Raw genomic sequence first — 15,775 nt, forward strand, 5'->3', positions numbered from 1 at the left:
TCAAGATGCTGCGAAACAAAACGGACCATCCCGAGGAATGCCCATGCCGCGGAAGTTGATCGACATCTCCGTGCCGCTCAGAAACGACGTGACGGCGGATCCGCCGGGCAATCACCCGACGATCCAGTACATCGATCACCAGCAGGGCCTGCCGCGGATGCTGCAGTTCTTCGAGGGCCTCACGGCACAGGACCTGCCGGACGGCCAGGGCTGGGCCGTCGAGCAGGTCTCGCTCTCGACCCATAACGGCACGCATCTCGATGCGCCCTGGCACTTCCATCCGACCATGAATCGCGGCGAGCCGTCATGGACGATCGACGAGGTGCCGCTGGAATGGTGCTTTCAGCCCGGCGTGAAGCTCGACTTCCGGCGTCTCCCCGATGGCTATGTGGCGAGCGCCGACGACGTCGAGAAGGAGTTGAGGCGGATCGGGCATACGCTGTCGCCGCTGGAGATCGTCGTCGTCAACACCGGCGCCGGCGCCAGGTTCGGCCAAGCCGACTATGTCAGCTCAGGCTGCGGCATGGGCTATGAGGCCACCATGTATTTGCTCGAACGCGGCGTGCGGCTGACCGGCACCGACGGCTGGAGCTGGGACGCGCCTTTCGTCCATACCGCGAAGAAATACGCCGAAACGAAAGATGCCGGCCTGATCTGGGAGGGCCACAAGGCGGGGCGGCACATCGGCTATTGCCATCTCGAGAAGCTGCACAATCTCGACCAGCTGCCTTCGACCGGGTTCACGGTCTCGTGCTTTCCGGTGAAGATCGAGCGGGCCTCCGCGGGCTGGACCCGCGCCGTCGCGATCATCGACAGCTAGCTGTCGAGCCCGCTCTCGGCGAGTTCGCGCAAGGCATCCATGTCGAGCACGACGATGGCGCCGTGCTCGAGGCGAACCCAGTTGCGGCCCGCCCAGGCGCGCAATTGCTTGTTGATACTCTCGCGCGTCATCCCCACCATCTCGCTGATCTCCTGTTGCGTGATGGCAAGCGTGCCGCTGCCGGAGTCGAACTTGCGCTCTTCGGTGAGGCCGAGCAGCGCGCTCGCGAGCCGGCCCGGCAGATTTTGCAGGATCACCTGCTCGACCTGCTGGCTGGTCCAGCGCAGGCGCGCGCAGAGCAGCTCGATGAATTTCATTGCGAGCGCCGGCTGGCTCTTCACGAACGGCAGGAAGTCCCGGCGATCGATGATGTAGAGCTCGCAATTGGTGTTGGCGGTCGCATCGGCCGACCTCGGGGCGCCGTCGAGCACCGCGATTTCGCCGAAGATCTCTCCGGGACCGATCAGATTGAGAATGGCGTTACGGCCGTCGGGCGACGAAGAGGAAATCTTCACCGTCCCAGTGATCACCGCGAACAGATTGTTGCCGGGATCGCCCTTGGCGGCGATCGTCGCGCCGCGCTTCACCGTGGTGTGCTTGGCGTAACGGCAGAGCTGATCCAGCGCCTCCGGCTCCAGATCCGCAAAGATCGGGTGCTTGCGCAGGACCGATAATTTATTCCCCGCCGCTTGTCGGGGGTCGTCGCCGGTCTTGTCCTGAGGCACGCCACTGGGCTCCTAAGACTGCGAGGCACTGGGGTCCCTGCGTAGTCAGTGTAGCCCAGTTTTTCAACCGGAAAGCATGCTCTCGATTTGAGGCAAACGCGGCGAAAATGCCGCGGTCAGGTGCGAAGCCGGCAGCCGAAGGATGAGCCAATGCGTCCTAGGCGATGCAGAGTTGCAGGCGCCGCACGCCGCCTTGCGTTGAGGCGCTGCCAACCCTCCCGGACTCGCACGGCATAGCCCACGCCGCGGGCGCCGCAAATGCGACCGCGATCTCAGGAGCTTTGACGCTTGACGTCTGACTTGAGCCGGCCTGGACTGGTTTGCCGGTCTGCCCAGACCAGTGCCCCGGCGAATGTGACAAAGATTGCCACGACAAAGATGCTCATAAGCAACGCGTCAGCCGGCATGATGCCCTCCCCTGTGGTTTCAGGCATTATTCGAGGCACCCGGCCGAATGCATTGATCCCGATCAAAATCGAGCCGCGCTGCGTCGAAATCAGGCTGCGGCCAAGGCCTCGACCTTTGCCGCATCGAGCAGGCTGATCCCGCCATGAATGATCTCGATCACGCCGTGGCGCTCCAGCTTGGTGAAGGTGCGGCTGACGGTCTCGATGGTCAGGCCGAGGTAGTCGGCGATGTCCTGGCGGCTCATCGGAAGCGGAACCGTGTCCGACGCCCCCTTCAGCGAAACCAGCCGCTCGCGCCAGCCCAGCAGAAAGGCCGCAATTTTTTCGTCCGCCGAACGGCGGCCGAGCAGGACCATGTGGTCCCGGGCCTGGTTCAGCTCGCGAATTGCCAGCTCGTTGATCCGCCTGAGGAGGTGCAGCCGGTCCTCGATGAAGCGGCCGAAGGGTACCTTCGCGAACTGGCACACGGTCACCGCGCCGATCGCATCGGCCGAAAAATTGTGCCTGCCCGAGATATTCATCCCCAGGAAATCGCCGGGCAAGGCAAAGCCCACGATCTGCCGGCGGCCGTCGGGCAGCAGCTTGTACAGCCGCATGACGCCCTCGATGAGATTGTAGAACGAGGTGGTGATGTCCTCCTCGGAGAACACGGTCTCGCCCGAGGCAAAATGGACGCGCCGACCGAGATGTTCGAATTCCCGAAGCTCGACCGCATCCAACGACGAACAAACCGCTGATGCCCGAACGGCGCAATCGCTGCAGAGCTGCCAGTTCGGCTCAATCGTGACTACGGGCTTCATCGACCGCTCCAAGCGCCGGCTGCCCATCAGGCCCATTCCGCCGCGCAGCTGCATTTTACTGCACTGCGCCAAAGCCGGTTGACCCAGATCAATTTTGGAGGGAATCCCCGCCCTATTCTTCTCCCAGACTTAAACGGAGTCACTTTACATGCTGCAAGGAACGCTGCGTCACGGGTTGATCGGGTTGCTTCTGATGACGCCTGCCGTGGCGGCCCCGACCGCCGAACAACGCGGCAAGGCCTTTGCGCGCGCCAATTGCGCGCGCTGCCACGCGATCGACCGTGCGTCGAACAGTCCGCTCAAGATCGCACCGCCGCTGCGGGCCCTGCACCAGCGCTATCCGATCGAGAGCCTTGGGGAGGCGCTGGCCGAGGGCATCAACACCGGCCACGCCGACATGCCGGCCTTCGAGCTCAGTCCGGACCAGATCCACGATCTCCTGTCCTACCTCAAGACCCTGGAATAGCCGGCCTCACACCGCCTGCACCGTCCAGCCGATCAGCTCTTTCGCGATACGCGTGAAGGCCCTATCGAACGCTGCGACCGCTGGGACCGGTTCGACTTTGTCGAGCTTCTCGCTGGTCTCGACGAGACGCGAGGCGATCACCTTGCCGTTCTTGTCGACGATCCGGGCCGACAGGCCGATCTCGACCCGTGTCTCCCCTTCGGTGGCAATGCGGAAGCGCCTGATGTCGATCAGCAGCTGATAGTCCGCTTGCCCGAGATCGGCCGTTCGCAATGGCGCGTGGGCGATGTCGTAGTTCTCGAAACTGTCGATCAACCGCGCCTGCACCAGCTTGGGAATGCTGTCGGCCCAGAGGAACTCGGCAAAGCCCGGATTGTCGCCGCCAGGGGCGAACAGCATGCGCTGGGTCTGCAGCATGGCGACCGCGGTCGGCTCGGGGACCGCCAGTGACGCCGAGAGCGTCTTGCCGGCCGGACCGAGGTTCTGCGGCGTGCGCAGGTCGTAGGTGACTTTCTGCGCCGGCGTTCCGCCGCCGGTCATCTTCTCCAGGCCCGCCAAAATGCCGTCAATCTTGCCGGTGTTGCGCGCAAGCCCGTCGGAGAAGGTCTTGAGATTGGCGATGGTGTCCTTCAGCGGGCCCGAATTGTCCTCCAGCACGGTGTCAACCCGCCGCAGTGCATCCCGCGCGGCCTGCGTCATGCTCTGGCCCGCTCCGGCCTCGGCAATCAGGGTCGGGGGCTCGCCGGATTTGGTGACGATGATGCCTCCCTCCAGCGTCACCACCGGCACGCCGGTCAGTCCCTGGAAATCGAGCCCGACCCTGGTGTCGGCGCGCACCGGGGTGGTTGAAGCAACCGATATCGTCGCATTGACGAAGCGCGGATTGTCCGGCGCAAGCCCGAGCTGGGTGACCTCACCGACGCGGATGCCGTTGAACAGCACGCCGGCGCCGACCAGAAGACCGGGCACCGGGCCCTGGAATTGCACGTGATAGCTCGTGCGCGGTCCGATGCCGCCGGTGTTGTTCAGCCAATAGACGAAGCCGAACACAGCGAGGATCGCCGCCAGGACGAAACTGCCGATCAACACGTAGGGAGCGCGGGTTTCCATGTCTCATCTCATCTCGTGTTGCAGCATCTGCGAGCGCTTGCCATGGAAATAGGCGCGCACCCAGGGATGCTCGGATTGCAGCAGTTCGCGCATCGGACCGATCGCCACGATCTTGCCATCGGCGAGAGCGGCGACCCGATCGCAGACCGTGGTCAGGCTCGCCAGATCATGGGTGACCATGAACACGGTGAGGCCGAGGGTCTTTTGCAGGGTCCCGATCAGCGCGTCGAAATCACCCGCCGCGATGGGATCGAGGCCCGAAGTCGGCTCGTCCAGGAAGAGGATCGGCGGATCAAGTGCGAGCGCGCGCGCCAGCGCGACGCGCTTGGTCATGCCACCGGACAGCTCCGCCGGATATTTATCGGCGTCCTGCGCCCGCAGTCCGACCATTTCGAGCTTGGCGATCGCGATCTCGTCCATCAGCTCCTGCGACAGGACGAGATTCTCACGGAGCGGAAACTGGATGTTCTGCCGGACCGTCAGCGAGGAGAACAGCGCGCCCTGCTGGAACAGGATGCCCCATGTCGTGGCCGCGCCTTCGGTGCGGCCGCCGATCGGCCGTCCCGTGACCTCGATGGTCCCGCCTTGGCGCGGGATGAGGCCGATGATAGTTCGCATCAGCACCGACTTGCCGCCACCGGACGCCCCCACGAGTCCGAGGATCTCACCCCGGCGCACGTCGAGCGACAGATGATCGAGCACGGTCTGCCGGCCGAAGCCGACCACGAGGTCGCGGACGCGGATCGCGAACTGCTCCTGCGATTCGCCCATCATCACATTCCAATCGAGGCGAAGAAGATTGCGAACAGGCCGTCGAGCACGATCACCAGGAAGATCGACTTGACGACCGACGTCGTGGTCTGTCGTCCCAGCGACTCGGCGCTGCCCTTCACGCGCAAGCCCTCGCTGCAGGCGACGATTCCGATCACCAGCGCCATGAACGGCGCCTTCAGGATGCCCACCTCGAAATGGGCGACCGAGATCGCGTCGTGCAGCCGCGCGATGTAGATCGCCGGCGCCATGCCGCCGTAGAACTGCGCGACCAGGCCGCCGCCATAGAGTGCGGCGATCGATCCGATGAAAGCAAGGATCGGCAGCGCAATGACCAGGGCCGCAACCCGCGGCAGGATCAGGACGTGGACGGGATCGAGGCCCATGGTCGAGAGCGCGTCGATCTCCTCGCGCATCTTCATCGAGCCGAGCTCGGCGGTGTAGGCGCTTCCCGAGCGGCCGGCGACCATGATGGCGACGATCAGCACGCCGAGCTCGCGCAGCACCAGGATGCCGACCATGTCCACAGTGTAGGACTCCGCACCGAACCTGCGGAAATGGAAGAAGCCCTGCTGGGCGATGATGGCGCCGATCAGGAAGGTGATCAGCACGACGATGGGGATGGCCTGCCAGCCGATGCGGTAGAGCTGATAGATCAACGATGTCAGTCGCAGCGAGCGCGGCCGGCGCAGCACGCCGATCACGGCCATGAACAGCGCGCCCAGCATTTGAAGAAAGATCGTGATGTCTTCGCGCGCGCCGACCGTGGACTTGCCGAGATCGTTCAGCCTGAGCAGAACAGGGTTGGGTGCGGGCGTCGGCGCCGGCGTGTGGCGGTTGACCTGACGCACCTCGTCCATCAGGCCACTGAAATGGTCGGCGACACCGATAAACTCGGCCGACCTGCCGGATGATGAAGCTCTGCGCGACAGCTTTTCCAGGACCCAGGCGCCGAGCGTGTCGAGCGCGCTGACGCCTGACATGTCCAGCGTCACGGTTCTGGATCGATCGACATCCGCCCCGACCGACCGGGACAACGTCTCCAGCATCGACACATTCGCGGCAATCCACGGCCCTTCCGGGCACAATTTCAGCTCTTCGCCGGAGGGCGTTGCCAGCAACAGCGGTTCGGAGTTCACGCTTCCACCTCATCGGGACAACCGGGTCCCCATTCAGCCGGTCATTCTAGGCCGGCATGTGGCAGCCGGTTTGACCTGTCTCAAGACCACGACGCGTCTGCCTCCTTGACGCAAATCAAGCGCGGTCGCGCCGGCGGGTCCTAAGTTTGATTCCATCAACGGGGAAATCAGATCCATGTTCGACAGCGACAGGATGAGCGAAGAACTGCGCACGCTGAAGGTTGACGTCACACGCTTGCTGAGCACCGCCGGCGAGGAGATGTTCGACAGTTCGAAAGCCCGTGCGGAGGCGCTTGCCGATCAGATCAAGGCTGCGCTCGCCGAGCTCGGCGAGACCGTCGACGAGGAGCAGGAGCAGCTTCAGGGCCTCATTACGGACCGCCCGATCACATCACTTGCCTCGGCCTTCGCGCTCGGCGTGGTCGTCGGCTTCATGCTGCGGAGGCACTAGGTGAACACGGAAAATGTCGTCAAACATCTGCGTGTGCTCTGGCGTACCGATAGGATCATCGCGGACATCAGACTGCGCCACCTGCTGATCGGCCTCGGCCTGCGCGCCTTTGCGGCGCTGATCGCCGCATTCGGGCTCCTGATGCTGGAGCTCTCCGCCTATTTCGCACTGGTGCAGATCTGGAGTGCCATTGGCGCGGCGGCCATCCTCGGCACCGTCAATTTTGCCATCGCCGCAATTCTCTTTGTGATTGCCGGCCGGCCTCCTGCAGGCTGCGACATCGAACTCGCCAACGAGATTCACGGCGCATCCATCGAAGCACTTCAGCTCGAGGCACGCACATTCCAGGCCCAGGTGTCGGGGGCCGTACATCATCCGCTCAGCACGATCTTGCCCGTGCTGGTGCCGCTGATTGCGGTCCTGATCAAGACTTTGCGGAAAACGGCCAACGAGGCCCCCGCCGCAAATCCGGCTGAAGCGCGCTCATAGCGGTCGCGCTCAGAGTTTCAGCCTGACGTCGCAAATATCCGGTTCGGTGGGATCCGGCTTCACCTCGAAGCCGAGCTGCCGGCACATTTCGAGCATGGTGGTGTTCTCCCTGAGAACATCACCGGAGATCGCTTTGAGCCCCTCCGATCTCGCGTAGTCGATGATCAGCTGCATGAGCGCCCATCCCAGACCCTTGCCCTTGAGATCGGACCGCAACAGGATCGCATATTCACCGCTCTCGTAGATCGAGTCCGAGTGGAGTCGGACCACGCCAACCATCTCACCGGTCGCCTCGTCGAACGCGATGAAGGCCATCGCGCGTGCATAATCGAGTTGGGTCAGGCGCGCGATGAACTCGTGGGTGAACTCCTTCATCGGCGCGAAGAAACGCAGGCGAAGGTCGTGCGCCGTGACATGACGCAGGAATGCGTGGATGGTCGGCTCGTCCTCCGGACGCAGCGGCCGCGCGAAGATCCGCCAGCCCTCCTTGAGCTTGAGGCGGCGCTCCCATTGCGACGGATAGGCCCGAACGGCGAAATTGGCAGCGCCGGAGCCCGCAAACTTCCTTTGCGGCAGCCCGACCGCGACGCGGGCATCGACCGCGGTCACGCCGGTTTCATCCGCCAGCAGCGGATTGATGTCGAATTCGCGGATCCCGGGAATGTCGGCGGCCATCTGCGCCAGCTTGACCAGGACCATGGCGACGGCGTCGGGCTTCACCGCCGGCACGTCCCGGTAAGCGCGAAGCAGCCGTGACACACGCGTGCGGTCGATCAGGTCGCGGGCCAATTGCAGATCAAGCGGCGGCAGCGCAAGCGCCTTGTCGTTGATGATCTCGACCGCGGTCCCGCCGCGCCCGAACACGACGACGGTGCCGAAGGTCGGATCGTCGGCGAGGCCCAAAATCAACTCGCGCGCCTTCGCCTTCACGACCATCGCCTGCACGATGACGCCCTCGATGCGGGCTTGCGGACGCAGCTTGCTTGCCCGGGCGAGGATGTCGGTGGCGGCGGCGCGCACCGCGTCGGGCGTGGTCAAATTGAGCACGACGCCGCCGACATCGGATTTGTGGACGATGTCGCGCGACATGATCTTCAGCACGACGGTGGCGCCTTGCGCAAAGATGTCTTTCGCGTAGGCCACCGCCTGCTCGACATCCGCCGCGGCGTGTGTGGGCACCATCGCGATATCGTAGGCTTCGAGCAGGTGCTTGATCTCGACGGGTTCGAGCCATTGGCGGCCATCTGCGATGGCAGCAGCGACGATCTGCTTCGCAGCACGTGCGTCCGGCACGAACGTATCGGGCATTGCGGGTGGAACCTGGCTCAGCTCCTCCACGACTTCGCGATGCCTCACAAGGTACATGAAGCCGCGCACGGCGTCGTCCTCGGTCGGATAGTTCGGGATGCCCGCGCCGGACAGTGTTTCGATGATGTTCTGGTCTGCCCCGATCCAGGCGGCAAGCACCGGCTTGGCCCAACTGCGGTGCTTCTCGCGATATGCCTTGACGCGTTCGGTCACCATCGTTGCGATATCGGCAGCCGAGGCGATCGCGGTCTGCACATTGAGGACGAGGACCGCATCGTTGTCGGGATCGGCGAGCAGCACCTCCAGCGCCGCCGCATAGCGCGACGCATCGGCGTCGCCCACGATGTCGACGGGATTTGCGCCGGACCAGGTCGGCGGCAGCGCGTCATCGAGTTTCTTTCGGGCGTCCGCCGAGATGGTCGCCGGAATGCCGCCGAGCTCTACCAATCGGTCGATAGCGAGGACGCCGATGCCGCCGCCATTGGTCAGGATGGCGAGGCGCTTTCCCGCCGGCGATTCGACGCGGCCGAGCGTCTCGGCGCAATCGAACAGCTCGCGGAGATCGGAGACCCGCAGGACGCCCGCGCGCCGGAACGCCGCGTCATAGACGGCGTCGGCGCCCGCGAGTGCACCGGTATGGGTGGCGGCCGCTTTCGCGCCTTGCGCCATTCGGCCGGACTTCACCACGACAACGGGCTTCACACGCGCCGCGGCACGCGCGGCCGACATGAACTTGCGGGCGTCCTTGATGGCTTCGATGTAGAGCAGAATCGCGCGGGTCTTGTGATCCATCGCGAAATAGTCGAGCAGATCGGCAATATCGACGTCGATCTGATCGCCGATCGAGACGATGCCGGAGAAGCCGACGCCGCGCTGTGCGGCCCAATCGACCATACCGGCCGCGATTGCGCCCGATTGCGAGATCAGCGCGAGATTCCCCGGCCCCGGCATGTGCGCGGCAAAGCTCGCATTGAGGCTCACGCCGGGCATCATGATGCCCAAGCAGTTCGGCCCGATCAGCCGCATGCCGTATTTGCGGGCCGCAGCAATGGCGGCCTCGTGGAGGGAGCCCGGTCCGTGACCGAGCCCGGCCGAGACGATCAGGGCACCCGCCGAGCCGCGTCTCCCGGCTTGATCGACAATGCCGGGAACCGCGCGCGCCGGCGCGGTGATGACCACAAGCTCGGGCACGAACGGCAATTGATCGAGGCTGTCCACGGCCGCGATGCCGCCGATCTCGGCATGGCGCGGATTGACGAGGCCGAACTGCCCCGTGAATCCAGCCTTACGTATGTTCTCCAGAACGGCGCGTCCAACGGAGACCGGGCGGGCGCTGGCACCAACGAGCGCGACCGAACGCGGCGACAGCAGGTTCTTCAGACGATAGGTTGACATGAAAGCAAATGCGCCCGGTCGGTGGCGGTTCCGATGGTTGACGATCAAGCCCGATAGACTGGCGACCCGCCTAGTACGAGATCATAACCCAGCACGGTGGCTCGCCAATGACAGTCTTTGTCACACCGCCCCAAACGATCTCGTTCAGGCGCGAATGATGGTAGGCGCCCATCACGATCGCATCGATGGAATGGGAATTCGCCCAGCTTCCGAGCACCTTGCCAGTCGAGCTGCCGTTGCCCTTCGCGGTTTCGAACGAGGCGTAGACCCCGTGTTCTCTCAAATGATCGACGAGAGCCGTCCCGGACTGCACGATCGCGTCGGACTTGTCGTCCGCCACGGTCACCACGCGAACTACGGCGGCTGCCTGAAGGATAGGCAGCGCGTCGCCGACCGCACGCGCCGCACGCGCCGAGTGATCCCAGGCGATCATGACGTTCTCGAATTCCGGTCGCAGTTCGTCCACATGCTGCTCCGGGCAGAGCAGCACCGGCCGCCCGGATTCGAACAGCAGCGTCTCGATGATGTGCTCGGTTCGGCTGTCGTGTGGCTTTACGGGGACCAGCGTGAGATCGCTGAAGCGCCCGTATTCGGCCAGGACTGACGCGATCTGGTCTGCCGGAACCCTGGCCGACCGGCTTTGAGCGCGAATGCCGGTGCGGGAGGTTGCACGGGTGAACGCACCCAGGAGATCCTGCGTGTCGCCCGCCCCAAGCGATCCGTTTGCCTCGGCCGCATCGGAATCATCCGGGAGCATCACCTTCGGCCGCACGAAAACATCCTCTTCGAGCGCAAGCGCGGTGATCCTGGCGCCGAGGTCGGCGGCAACGGCCACGCATTTCTCGATCGCAGCAAGGGCCGGGCCGCGTGGCTGGCCGACGAGCGGCAGAAAGACGTCCTTGATGGGCATCGGGATTCTCCTCAGGCGCCAGAATAGGCTGGCTTTGGTCGGGACGCTTGATCCTCGTCAAGCCCGGGAGCTCCCGACCGGTCGGAGGGAGACACGCGTTGACCGAAGTCAAGGACTGGCCGCGGTCTGCTTCTATGGATTACCCTGATCGCGGGGCGAGCCGCCTTCCGACGCATCTGGACGTAGCAGCTGGAATGACAGACGATTCTGCGACCCAGGACCGTATCTTTGCGGCGCTCACCGATTCCGCTGGGCATCCGAACGTGAGGCGGATCGATACGCACGCAGCTTCGGTCTTTCTCGAAGGCAAGCGCGCTCTGAAAATCAAGCGCGCCGTGAAATTTCCGTTCCTCGATTATTCGACGCTCGAGAAGCGCAAGGCGGCGTGTGAGGAGGAGATCAGGATCAACCGGCCGCTGGCGCCGCAGATCTATCACCGCGTCGTGCCGATCACGGAAGAGCCCGATGGATCGGTGAAGATCGACGGAAGTGGCCGGCCGCTCGAGTATGCGGTCGAGATGTCGCGCTTCGACGAAAGCCGGACGCTGGATCATCTGGCCAAGGCAGGCCCGCTGGATGCAAATTTTGCCTCGGCTGTCGCCGACGCGATCGTGGCTTCGCATGCGCAGGCTGTTCGCGCCGACGGATATGCATGGGTTTCCTCCATTCCCGGCCTGATCGATGGCAACAGCAATGGCCTGCGGACCGGCAATCATTTCGAAACCGAAGAGATTGCAGAACTCGGCAGAGACTCGCAAGCAATGTTCCTCCGCCTCCGGCCTTTGCTCAAAGAGCGCGGCCGTCAAGGCTTCGTGCGCCGCTGCCATGGCGACCTGCATCTTGCGAACATCGTGTCGATCGACGAGCGGCCGGTGCTGTTCGACGCGATCGAATTCGACGCCCGGATCGCAACCACTGACGTGCTCTACGATCTCGCATTCGGATTGATGGACCTGTTGCACCACGATCAGCCACGCGCGGCCAACATCGTGCTGAACCGTTATCTCGCCGCGACGCCAGTCGAAAATCTCGACGCGCTCTCCGCACTGCCGCTATTCATGTCTATCCGGGCGGCGATCCGCGCCCAAGTCGCGCTGGCACGGCTGAAGCCGCCGCATTCCGATGATCCCAGCATTCTCGACGAGGCACGGCGCTACTTTGGCCTCGCCCGCGCGCTGATCCAGCCGCCCGCTCCCCGACTGATTGCAGTCGGCGGACTGTCAGGCACCGGAAAGACGATTTTGGCACGCGCGCTCGCGCCGGACATTACGCCGCAGCCGGGCGCCGTCGTGCTGCGCAGCGACCTCGTCCGCAAGCAGATGTTCGGGGTCGAGGAAACGGACCGGCTGCCGGCATCCGCATACACGCCGGCGGTCACGGCCCGCGTTTACGACATGTTGGCTCGGCACGCCGGGCGGGTGCTGGCGCAAGGCCATTCAGCGATCATCGATGGCGTGTTCGCCCGCGAGGACGAACGAGACGCGGTCGCCGCACTGGCGCGCGAGCGCAAAGTGCCGCTAAGCGGCCTCTTTCTGGTTGCGGACCTTGCGACCCGGCAGGCGCGGATCGGCGGCCGCCGGGGCGACGCATCCGACGCCACGCAGGAGGTTGCCGCGCTGCAAGAGCACTATAATATCGGCCATGTCGGTTGGGCGACCATCGATGCATCCGGGACGCAAGAGCAGACGCTCCAGAACTGCCGGGACGCGATCGCCGGGAGCAAGTAAGGCAATCTGCAAATGGCGCGACCCAGCACGAGTTCGACGGCCGCGCGCGTTAAGCCTTCGGCGAGGCGCAATGTCCTGCCCGGCCGCCTCAGCCCGAGCATGGTCTGCGACACGGCCTTCCGGATCATCACTCGCCGTCACCTCGCCGCTGTTCTCGCCCAGCATGACGGCACCTGCCGCGGCGACCCCGAGGCGCTGCACCAGATCCGGATTGCACTCACGCATCTGCGCACCGCCATCCGCTTCTTCTCGCCGATGGTCGATGACGCCGTGCGGCCGGAGGTCTGGACCGAACTGAAATGGTTGAACAGCCAGTTCGGCATGGTACGGGACCTCGACGTAGCGATCGAGCGGGTCATCGCCGAAAGTGGCGGCGAGTTGACCGTGATTGCCGAGCTCCAGCACTGGGACGAGAAGCGCGCCGAGAGCCATCGCCAGCTGGCGCGCGCGCTGCAATCCGCGCGGTATCGCCGTCTTGTCGGACAGACGTCAGCCTGGATCGAGAGCGGCCCGTGGTCGACCCGGCGCAGCAAGGAAGCCATCAGGCTGCGCCGCTGCACGCTCGCCGACCACGCAACAGCGAAACTCACGGAATGGGAAAAGACGCTGCTCAAGAAAGCGCGCAAGCTCCGCAAGCTCGACGTCGAGAAGCGGCACAAGCTGCGGCTTCTCAACAAGCGGTTGACCTATTCGATCGAGTCCTTGGACGACCTATTCGCCGACGAATCGCTGGCCAAGCAGAAGTCGATCCTCAAGCAATTGCGCAAGGCGCAAAAATCTCTCGGGCAATTGAACGACGATGCGCGAGGGCAGGCCCTGGCGGCGTCGTTGAACGAGACCGTCCCCGAGGCGGGCATTCGCTTCCGCAATCGCAAGCGCGAAAAGAAACTGTTGCGGACCGCCTCGCGCGCCTACCACAAACTCGACAAGGCCAAGCCGTTCCGCTCCGCCGACCTTGCGCCGAATGCGGAGCCTGAGGACTAGGTGTGGACGTAGTCTCCCGGCGCATCGGGCAGGCTGTCGACGTTCCCAAACCCCATCCGTGGCGACTCACCGAGTTCACCAGAGCGGGCAGTCAGCCATCTGGACCATTCTTGCCACCAAGATCCCTGTGCGCGCGGTGCCAGTTTCAGCCATTCATCGTGGTCGACGTAGGGCGCATCCTCCGCCTTGGTCATGACTTGGTAGCTGTGCCTGGGCTCCTCAGGAGGCGCGACGATGCCGGCGTTATGACCTCCACTCGTCAACAAGAAGGTCACATCGGCATCGACCTGATAGTGAATCTTGTAGACGGACTGCCACGGGGCTACGTGGTCCCTGACTGTGCCGACGACAAACATCGGCGCGTGGATGTCGGAGAGTGATATGCTCTTGCCGTCGACGCGGTAGCGACCTTCAGCCAGGTCATTGCCGAGGAACAGCTTGCGCAGGTATTCGGAATGCATGCGATAGGGCAAGCGCGTAGCGTCGGCGTTCCAGCTCATCAAGTCGCTCGGCGGTGCGCGCTCGCCCAGCAGATAGTCGTGCGAGAGCCTCGACCAAATTAGATCGTTGGAGCGCAGCAGCTGAAAGGCGCCCGCCATCTGCGTCGTATCGAGATATCCCCGCTCCCACATCATGTCTTCGAGAAACGAGACCTGACTCTCGTTGATGAAAAGCGTCAGCTCGCCCGCTTCGGTGAAATCTGTCTGCGCAGCGAGCATCGTGATCGTCTTCAGCCGGTTATCGCCGTCGCGCGCCATCGCGGCGGCCGCGATCGACAACAGCGTGCCACCGAGGCAGTAGCCAAGGGCATGAACTTTCCGGCGCGGCAAGATGCAGGCGATCGCATCCAGCGCAGCAAGGACGCCCGATGTGCGATAGTCATCAAACGCCACGTCGCCATCGCTCGCGTTCGGATTGCGCCAGGATATCGCAAATACGGTGAAACCCTCGCCGGTCAGATATTTGACGAGCGAGTTCCGCGGCGACAGGTCGAGGATGTAGTATTTCATGATCCAGGCTGGCACGATCAGGATCGGCTCCGGCCGCACCTTTTCGGTGGTGGGATGATACTGAATCAACTCGATCAGCTCGTTGCGATAAACCACCTTACCGGGCGACGTCGCGACGGTTTTGCCGACAACGAACTGTTCGTTGCCTGCCGGCTTCCCCGCGGAGAGTATGCGCATCAAGTCCCTGGACCAGTTCTGCCAGCCGAGTACGAAATTCTCTCCTCCGCTCTGTAAGGCTTTCCGAAGGACCTCGGGATTGGTGGCGGCAAAATTCGATGGTGCAAGCATGTCGAGCATCTGGCGCCCTGAGAACTCGACGATTGCCTCATTCGCGGGCGTGACGCCGCGTACGCCGGTCGCGGCATCGTGCCACCAGCGCTCTCCGAGGAGAAACGACTGCGCCATCAAGTTGAAAGGAGGGCTTTGCCATAACGGCCCTGCGAAGCGACGGTCCTGCGCTTGAGGCTTGATCACCGACCAGGGGTTTTGGCCTGGTGCAGCGGCATGCGCGACGGCGTCGAAATATTGGGTGCTGTCCCGAACGATGTCGCGCGCCCTTTCCAGTTGGCGCTGCGGTGCTGCTGCAAGATGCGAACTCCAATCGAGATAGGCGAGCGACAGCGCTAAGGGCGAAATTCCACCCGTGAATCGCGCCAGCATCGCATGGAAGGCCCGATCGAGCGGATATGGTTCGGGCACGGACGGCGCATCGGCAGCCGGAATAGGCTGCTGGACGACCGCGGCCGGCGTTGCGGAACTCTTTACCAGATCGAGGGGCGGCTCGGACGCCAGTTGCCCTTCAGCCAACAGGAGGTTCGATGCCTGCGCAACGTTCATGGCTGAATATTCTTGTTCGTTTCGGACTTTCCGTTAGCGCCCGCGCCGGTCACTCGCGACCGCGGGTTGAGCATGCCGAAGATGGCTGCCGCGACCCGTTCGCCATGCCGAAGATACCGATCGCAGTCGCGACGAATGAAGTCGAGCTGATGCTGGCTGCATTCCTGGTACATGGTCGTCCAATCCTTCACGGAGTGAGAGCCGGCCAGTTTCGACGCGAACTCCGCAAACAAATGCGTTTCGGTTTGCGTTCGGTCCAGGAATTCGTTGGCCATGAACACGACCTCTTCGAATATGAGCCCCTGCGCACCAAGAGCGGTATCCAGTGCACGCTGGTTCGCGCTGGCTAGCCCTGCAATTGGATTTAAAGGCAATGGTTCGGCCGCAGGCTCTTGCAACTGGACGAGCTCACTCACGATCAGTCTC

Annotated in this window: 15 protein-coding genes; 6 read left to right on the forward strand and 9 right to left on the reverse strand. The window is 63.7% G+C overall.

Annotation, left to right across the window (positions count from 1 at the left end):
- Window positions 1–43 precede the first annotated feature (43 nt).
- On the forward strand, window positions 44–820 hold the full coding sequence (locus BRA1417_RS0131830) for a cyclase family protein (RefSeq protein ID WP_027519248.1): 777 nt from the start codon (window positions 44–46) through the stop codon (window positions 818–820).
- Here BRA1417_RS0131830 and BRA1417_RS0131835 read toward each other — a convergent pair.
- Window positions 817–1,545 (reverse strand): Crp/Fnr family transcriptional regulator, encoded by a 729-nt coding sequence (locus BRA1417_RS0131835; RefSeq protein WP_007601607.1) that lies wholly within the window; start codon window positions 1,543–1,545, stop codon window positions 817–819. The two genes, BRA1417_RS0131830 and BRA1417_RS0131835, sit on opposite strands and share 4 nt — an antisense overlap.
- Window positions 1,546–2,041: 496 nt before the next feature.
- The gene (locus BRA1417_RS0131845) at window positions 2,042–2,752 is read right to left on the reverse strand and encodes a helix-turn-helix domain-containing protein (protein ID WP_027519249.1); all 711 of its coding nucleotides are present in this window, start codon (window positions 2,750–2,752) and stop codon (window positions 2,042–2,044) included.
- Between the two features lie 148 nt (window positions 2,753–2,900).
- Between BRA1417_RS0131845 and BRA1417_RS0131850 the strand changes: the two genes are divergently transcribed.
- Window positions 2,901–3,218 carry a cytochrome c gene (locus tag BRA1417_RS0131850; protein WP_027519250.1) on the forward strand — a complete coding sequence of 106 codons (318 nt, stop codon included), beginning with the start codon at window positions 2,901–2,903 and terminating at the stop codon, window positions 3,216–3,218.
- 6 nt (window positions 3,219–3,224) lie between these two features.
- Here the strand turns inward: BRA1417_RS0131850 and BRA1417_RS0131855 are convergent, their stop codons facing one another.
- The 3 genes from BRA1417_RS0131855 to BRA1417_RS0131865 are packed head-to-tail and all read right to left on the reverse strand — an operon-like array spanning window position 3,225 to window position 6,238.
- Complete coding sequence (locus tag BRA1417_RS0131855; protein ID WP_027519251.1) at window positions 3,225–4,328, reverse strand: MlaD family protein; 1,104 nt, start codon at window positions 4,326–4,328, stop codon at window positions 3,225–3,227.
- A 3-nt stretch (window positions 4,329–4,331) separates the two neighbouring features.
- Complete coding sequence (locus tag BRA1417_RS0131860) at window positions 4,332–5,099, reverse strand: ABC transporter ATP-binding protein (RefSeq protein ID WP_027519252.1); 768 nt, start codon at window positions 5,097–5,099, stop codon at window positions 4,332–4,334.
- A gap of 2 nt (window positions 5,100–5,101) precedes the next feature.
- Window positions 5,102–6,238: an ABC transporter permease gene (locus BRA1417_RS0131865; RefSeq protein ID WP_027519253.1), complete on the reverse strand. Its 1,137-nt coding sequence runs from the start codon at window positions 6,236–6,238 to the stop codon at window positions 5,102–5,104.
- A gap of 175 nt (window positions 6,239–6,413) precedes the next feature.
- On the opposite strand from BRA1417_RS0131865, the gene BRA1417_RS0131870 reads away from it, so the two are divergent.
- Entirely contained in the window at window positions 6,414–6,689 is a 276-nt protein-coding gene (locus BRA1417_RS0131870) for a hypothetical protein (protein ID WP_027519254.1), read from the forward strand.
- On the forward strand, window positions 6,690–7,178 hold the full coding sequence (locus tag BRA1417_RS0131875; RefSeq protein ID WP_027519255.1) for a phage holin family protein: 489 nt from the start codon (window positions 6,690–6,692) through the stop codon (window positions 7,176–7,178).
- A gap of 9 nt (window positions 7,179–7,187) precedes the next feature.
- Here BRA1417_RS0131875 and BRA1417_RS0131880 read toward each other — a convergent pair whose 3' ends face one another.
- Both BRA1417_RS0131880 and BRA1417_RS0131885 read right to left on the reverse strand, forming a co-directional pair.
- Window positions 7,188–9,881: a bifunctional acetate--CoA ligase family protein/GNAT family N-acetyltransferase gene (locus BRA1417_RS0131880; protein ID WP_027519256.1), complete on the reverse strand. Its 2,694-nt coding sequence runs from the start codon at window positions 9,879–9,881 to the stop codon at window positions 7,188–7,190.
- A gap of 70 nt (window positions 9,882–9,951) precedes the next feature.
- The gene (locus BRA1417_RS0131885; RefSeq protein ID WP_027519257.1) at window positions 9,952–10,791 is read right to left on the reverse strand and encodes a universal stress protein; all 840 of its coding nucleotides are present in this window, start codon (window positions 10,789–10,791) and stop codon (window positions 9,952–9,954) included.
- Window positions 10,792–10,985: 194 nt separating this feature from the next.
- Between BRA1417_RS0131885 and BRA1417_RS0131890 the strand changes: the two genes are divergently transcribed.
- Both BRA1417_RS0131890 and BRA1417_RS0131895 read left to right on the forward strand, forming a co-directional pair.
- Window positions 10,986–12,518: a bifunctional aminoglycoside phosphotransferase/ATP-binding protein gene (locus tag BRA1417_RS0131890; protein ID WP_027519258.1), complete on the forward strand. Its 1,533-nt coding sequence runs from the start codon at window positions 10,986–10,988 to the stop codon at window positions 12,516–12,518.
- A gap of 12 nt (window positions 12,519–12,530) precedes the next feature.
- Window positions 12,531–13,502 (forward strand): CHAD domain-containing protein, encoded by a 972-nt coding sequence (locus tag BRA1417_RS0131895; protein ID WP_027519259.1) that lies wholly within the window; start codon window positions 12,531–12,533, stop codon window positions 13,500–13,502.
- On the opposite strand, the gene BRA1417_RS0131900 is transcribed toward BRA1417_RS0131895, so the two are convergent.
- Both BRA1417_RS0131900 and BRA1417_RS41255 read right to left on the reverse strand, forming a co-directional pair.
- Window positions 13,499–15,349 carry an alpha/beta hydrolase gene (locus BRA1417_RS0131900; protein WP_027519260.1) on the reverse strand — a complete coding sequence of 617 codons (1,851 nt, stop codon included), beginning with the start codon at window positions 15,347–15,349 and terminating at the stop codon, window positions 13,499–13,501. The two genes, BRA1417_RS0131895 and BRA1417_RS0131900, sit on opposite strands and share 4 nt — an antisense overlap.
- Window positions 15,346–15,765, reverse strand: coding sequence for a hypothetical protein (locus BRA1417_RS41255; RefSeq protein WP_245286299.1), 420 nt, complete (start codon window positions 15,763–15,765; stop codon window positions 15,346–15,348). Before BRA1417_RS41255 ends, BRA1417_RS0131900 begins: the two co-directional genes overlap by 4 nt.
- Window positions 15,766–15,775: the final 10 nt, after the last annotated feature.

The sequence above is a fragment of the Bradyrhizobium sp. WSM1417 genome (genome assembly GCF_000515415.1).
In the GTDB taxonomy this organism is placed as follows: domain Bacteria; phylum Pseudomonadota; class Alphaproteobacteria; order Rhizobiales; family Xanthobacteraceae; genus Bradyrhizobium.

Excerpts from the sequence above, each read along its gene's own strand:
- BRA1417_RS0131830 (WP_027519248.1), top strand. The coding sequence starts at position 44 with ATGCCGCGGAAGTTGATCGACATCTCCGTGCCGCTCAGAAACGACGTG.
- BRA1417_RS0131845 (WP_027519249.1), bottom strand. The coding sequence starts at position 2,752 with ATGAAGCCCGTAGTCACGATTGAGCCGAACTGGCAGCTCTGCAGCGAT.
- BRA1417_RS0131850 (WP_027519250.1), top strand. The coding sequence starts at position 2,901 with ATGCTGCAAGGAACGCTGCGTCACGGGTTGATCGGGTTGCTTCTGATG.
- BRA1417_RS0131855 (WP_027519251.1), bottom strand. The coding sequence starts at position 4,328 with ATGGAAACCCGCGCTCCCTACGTGTTGATCGGCAGTTTCGTCCTGGCG.
- BRA1417_RS0131860 (WP_027519252.1), bottom strand. The coding sequence starts at position 5,099 with ATGGGCGAATCGCAGGAGCAGTTCGCGATCCGCGTCCGCGACCTCGTG.
- BRA1417_RS0131870 (WP_027519254.1), top strand. The coding sequence starts at position 6,414 with ATGTTCGACAGCGACAGGATGAGCGAAGAACTGCGCACGCTGAAGGTT.
- BRA1417_RS0131880 (WP_027519256.1), bottom strand. The coding sequence starts at position 9,881 with ATGTCAACCTATCGTCTGAAGAACCTGCTGTCGCCGCGTTCGGTCGCG.
- BRA1417_RS0131885 (WP_027519257.1), bottom strand. The coding sequence starts at position 10,791 with ATGCCCATCAAGGACGTCTTTCTGCCGCTCGTCGGCCAGCCACGCGGC.
- BRA1417_RS0131890 (WP_027519258.1), top strand. The coding sequence starts at position 10,986 with ATGACAGACGATTCTGCGACCCAGGACCGTATCTTTGCGGCGCTCACC.
- BRA1417_RS0131895 (WP_027519259.1), top strand. The coding sequence starts at position 12,531 with ATGGCGCGACCCAGCACGAGTTCGACGGCCGCGCGCGTTAAGCCTTCG.
- BRA1417_RS0131900 (WP_027519260.1), bottom strand. The coding sequence starts at position 15,349 with ATGAACGTTGCGCAGGCATCGAACCTCCTGTTGGCTGAAGGGCAACTG.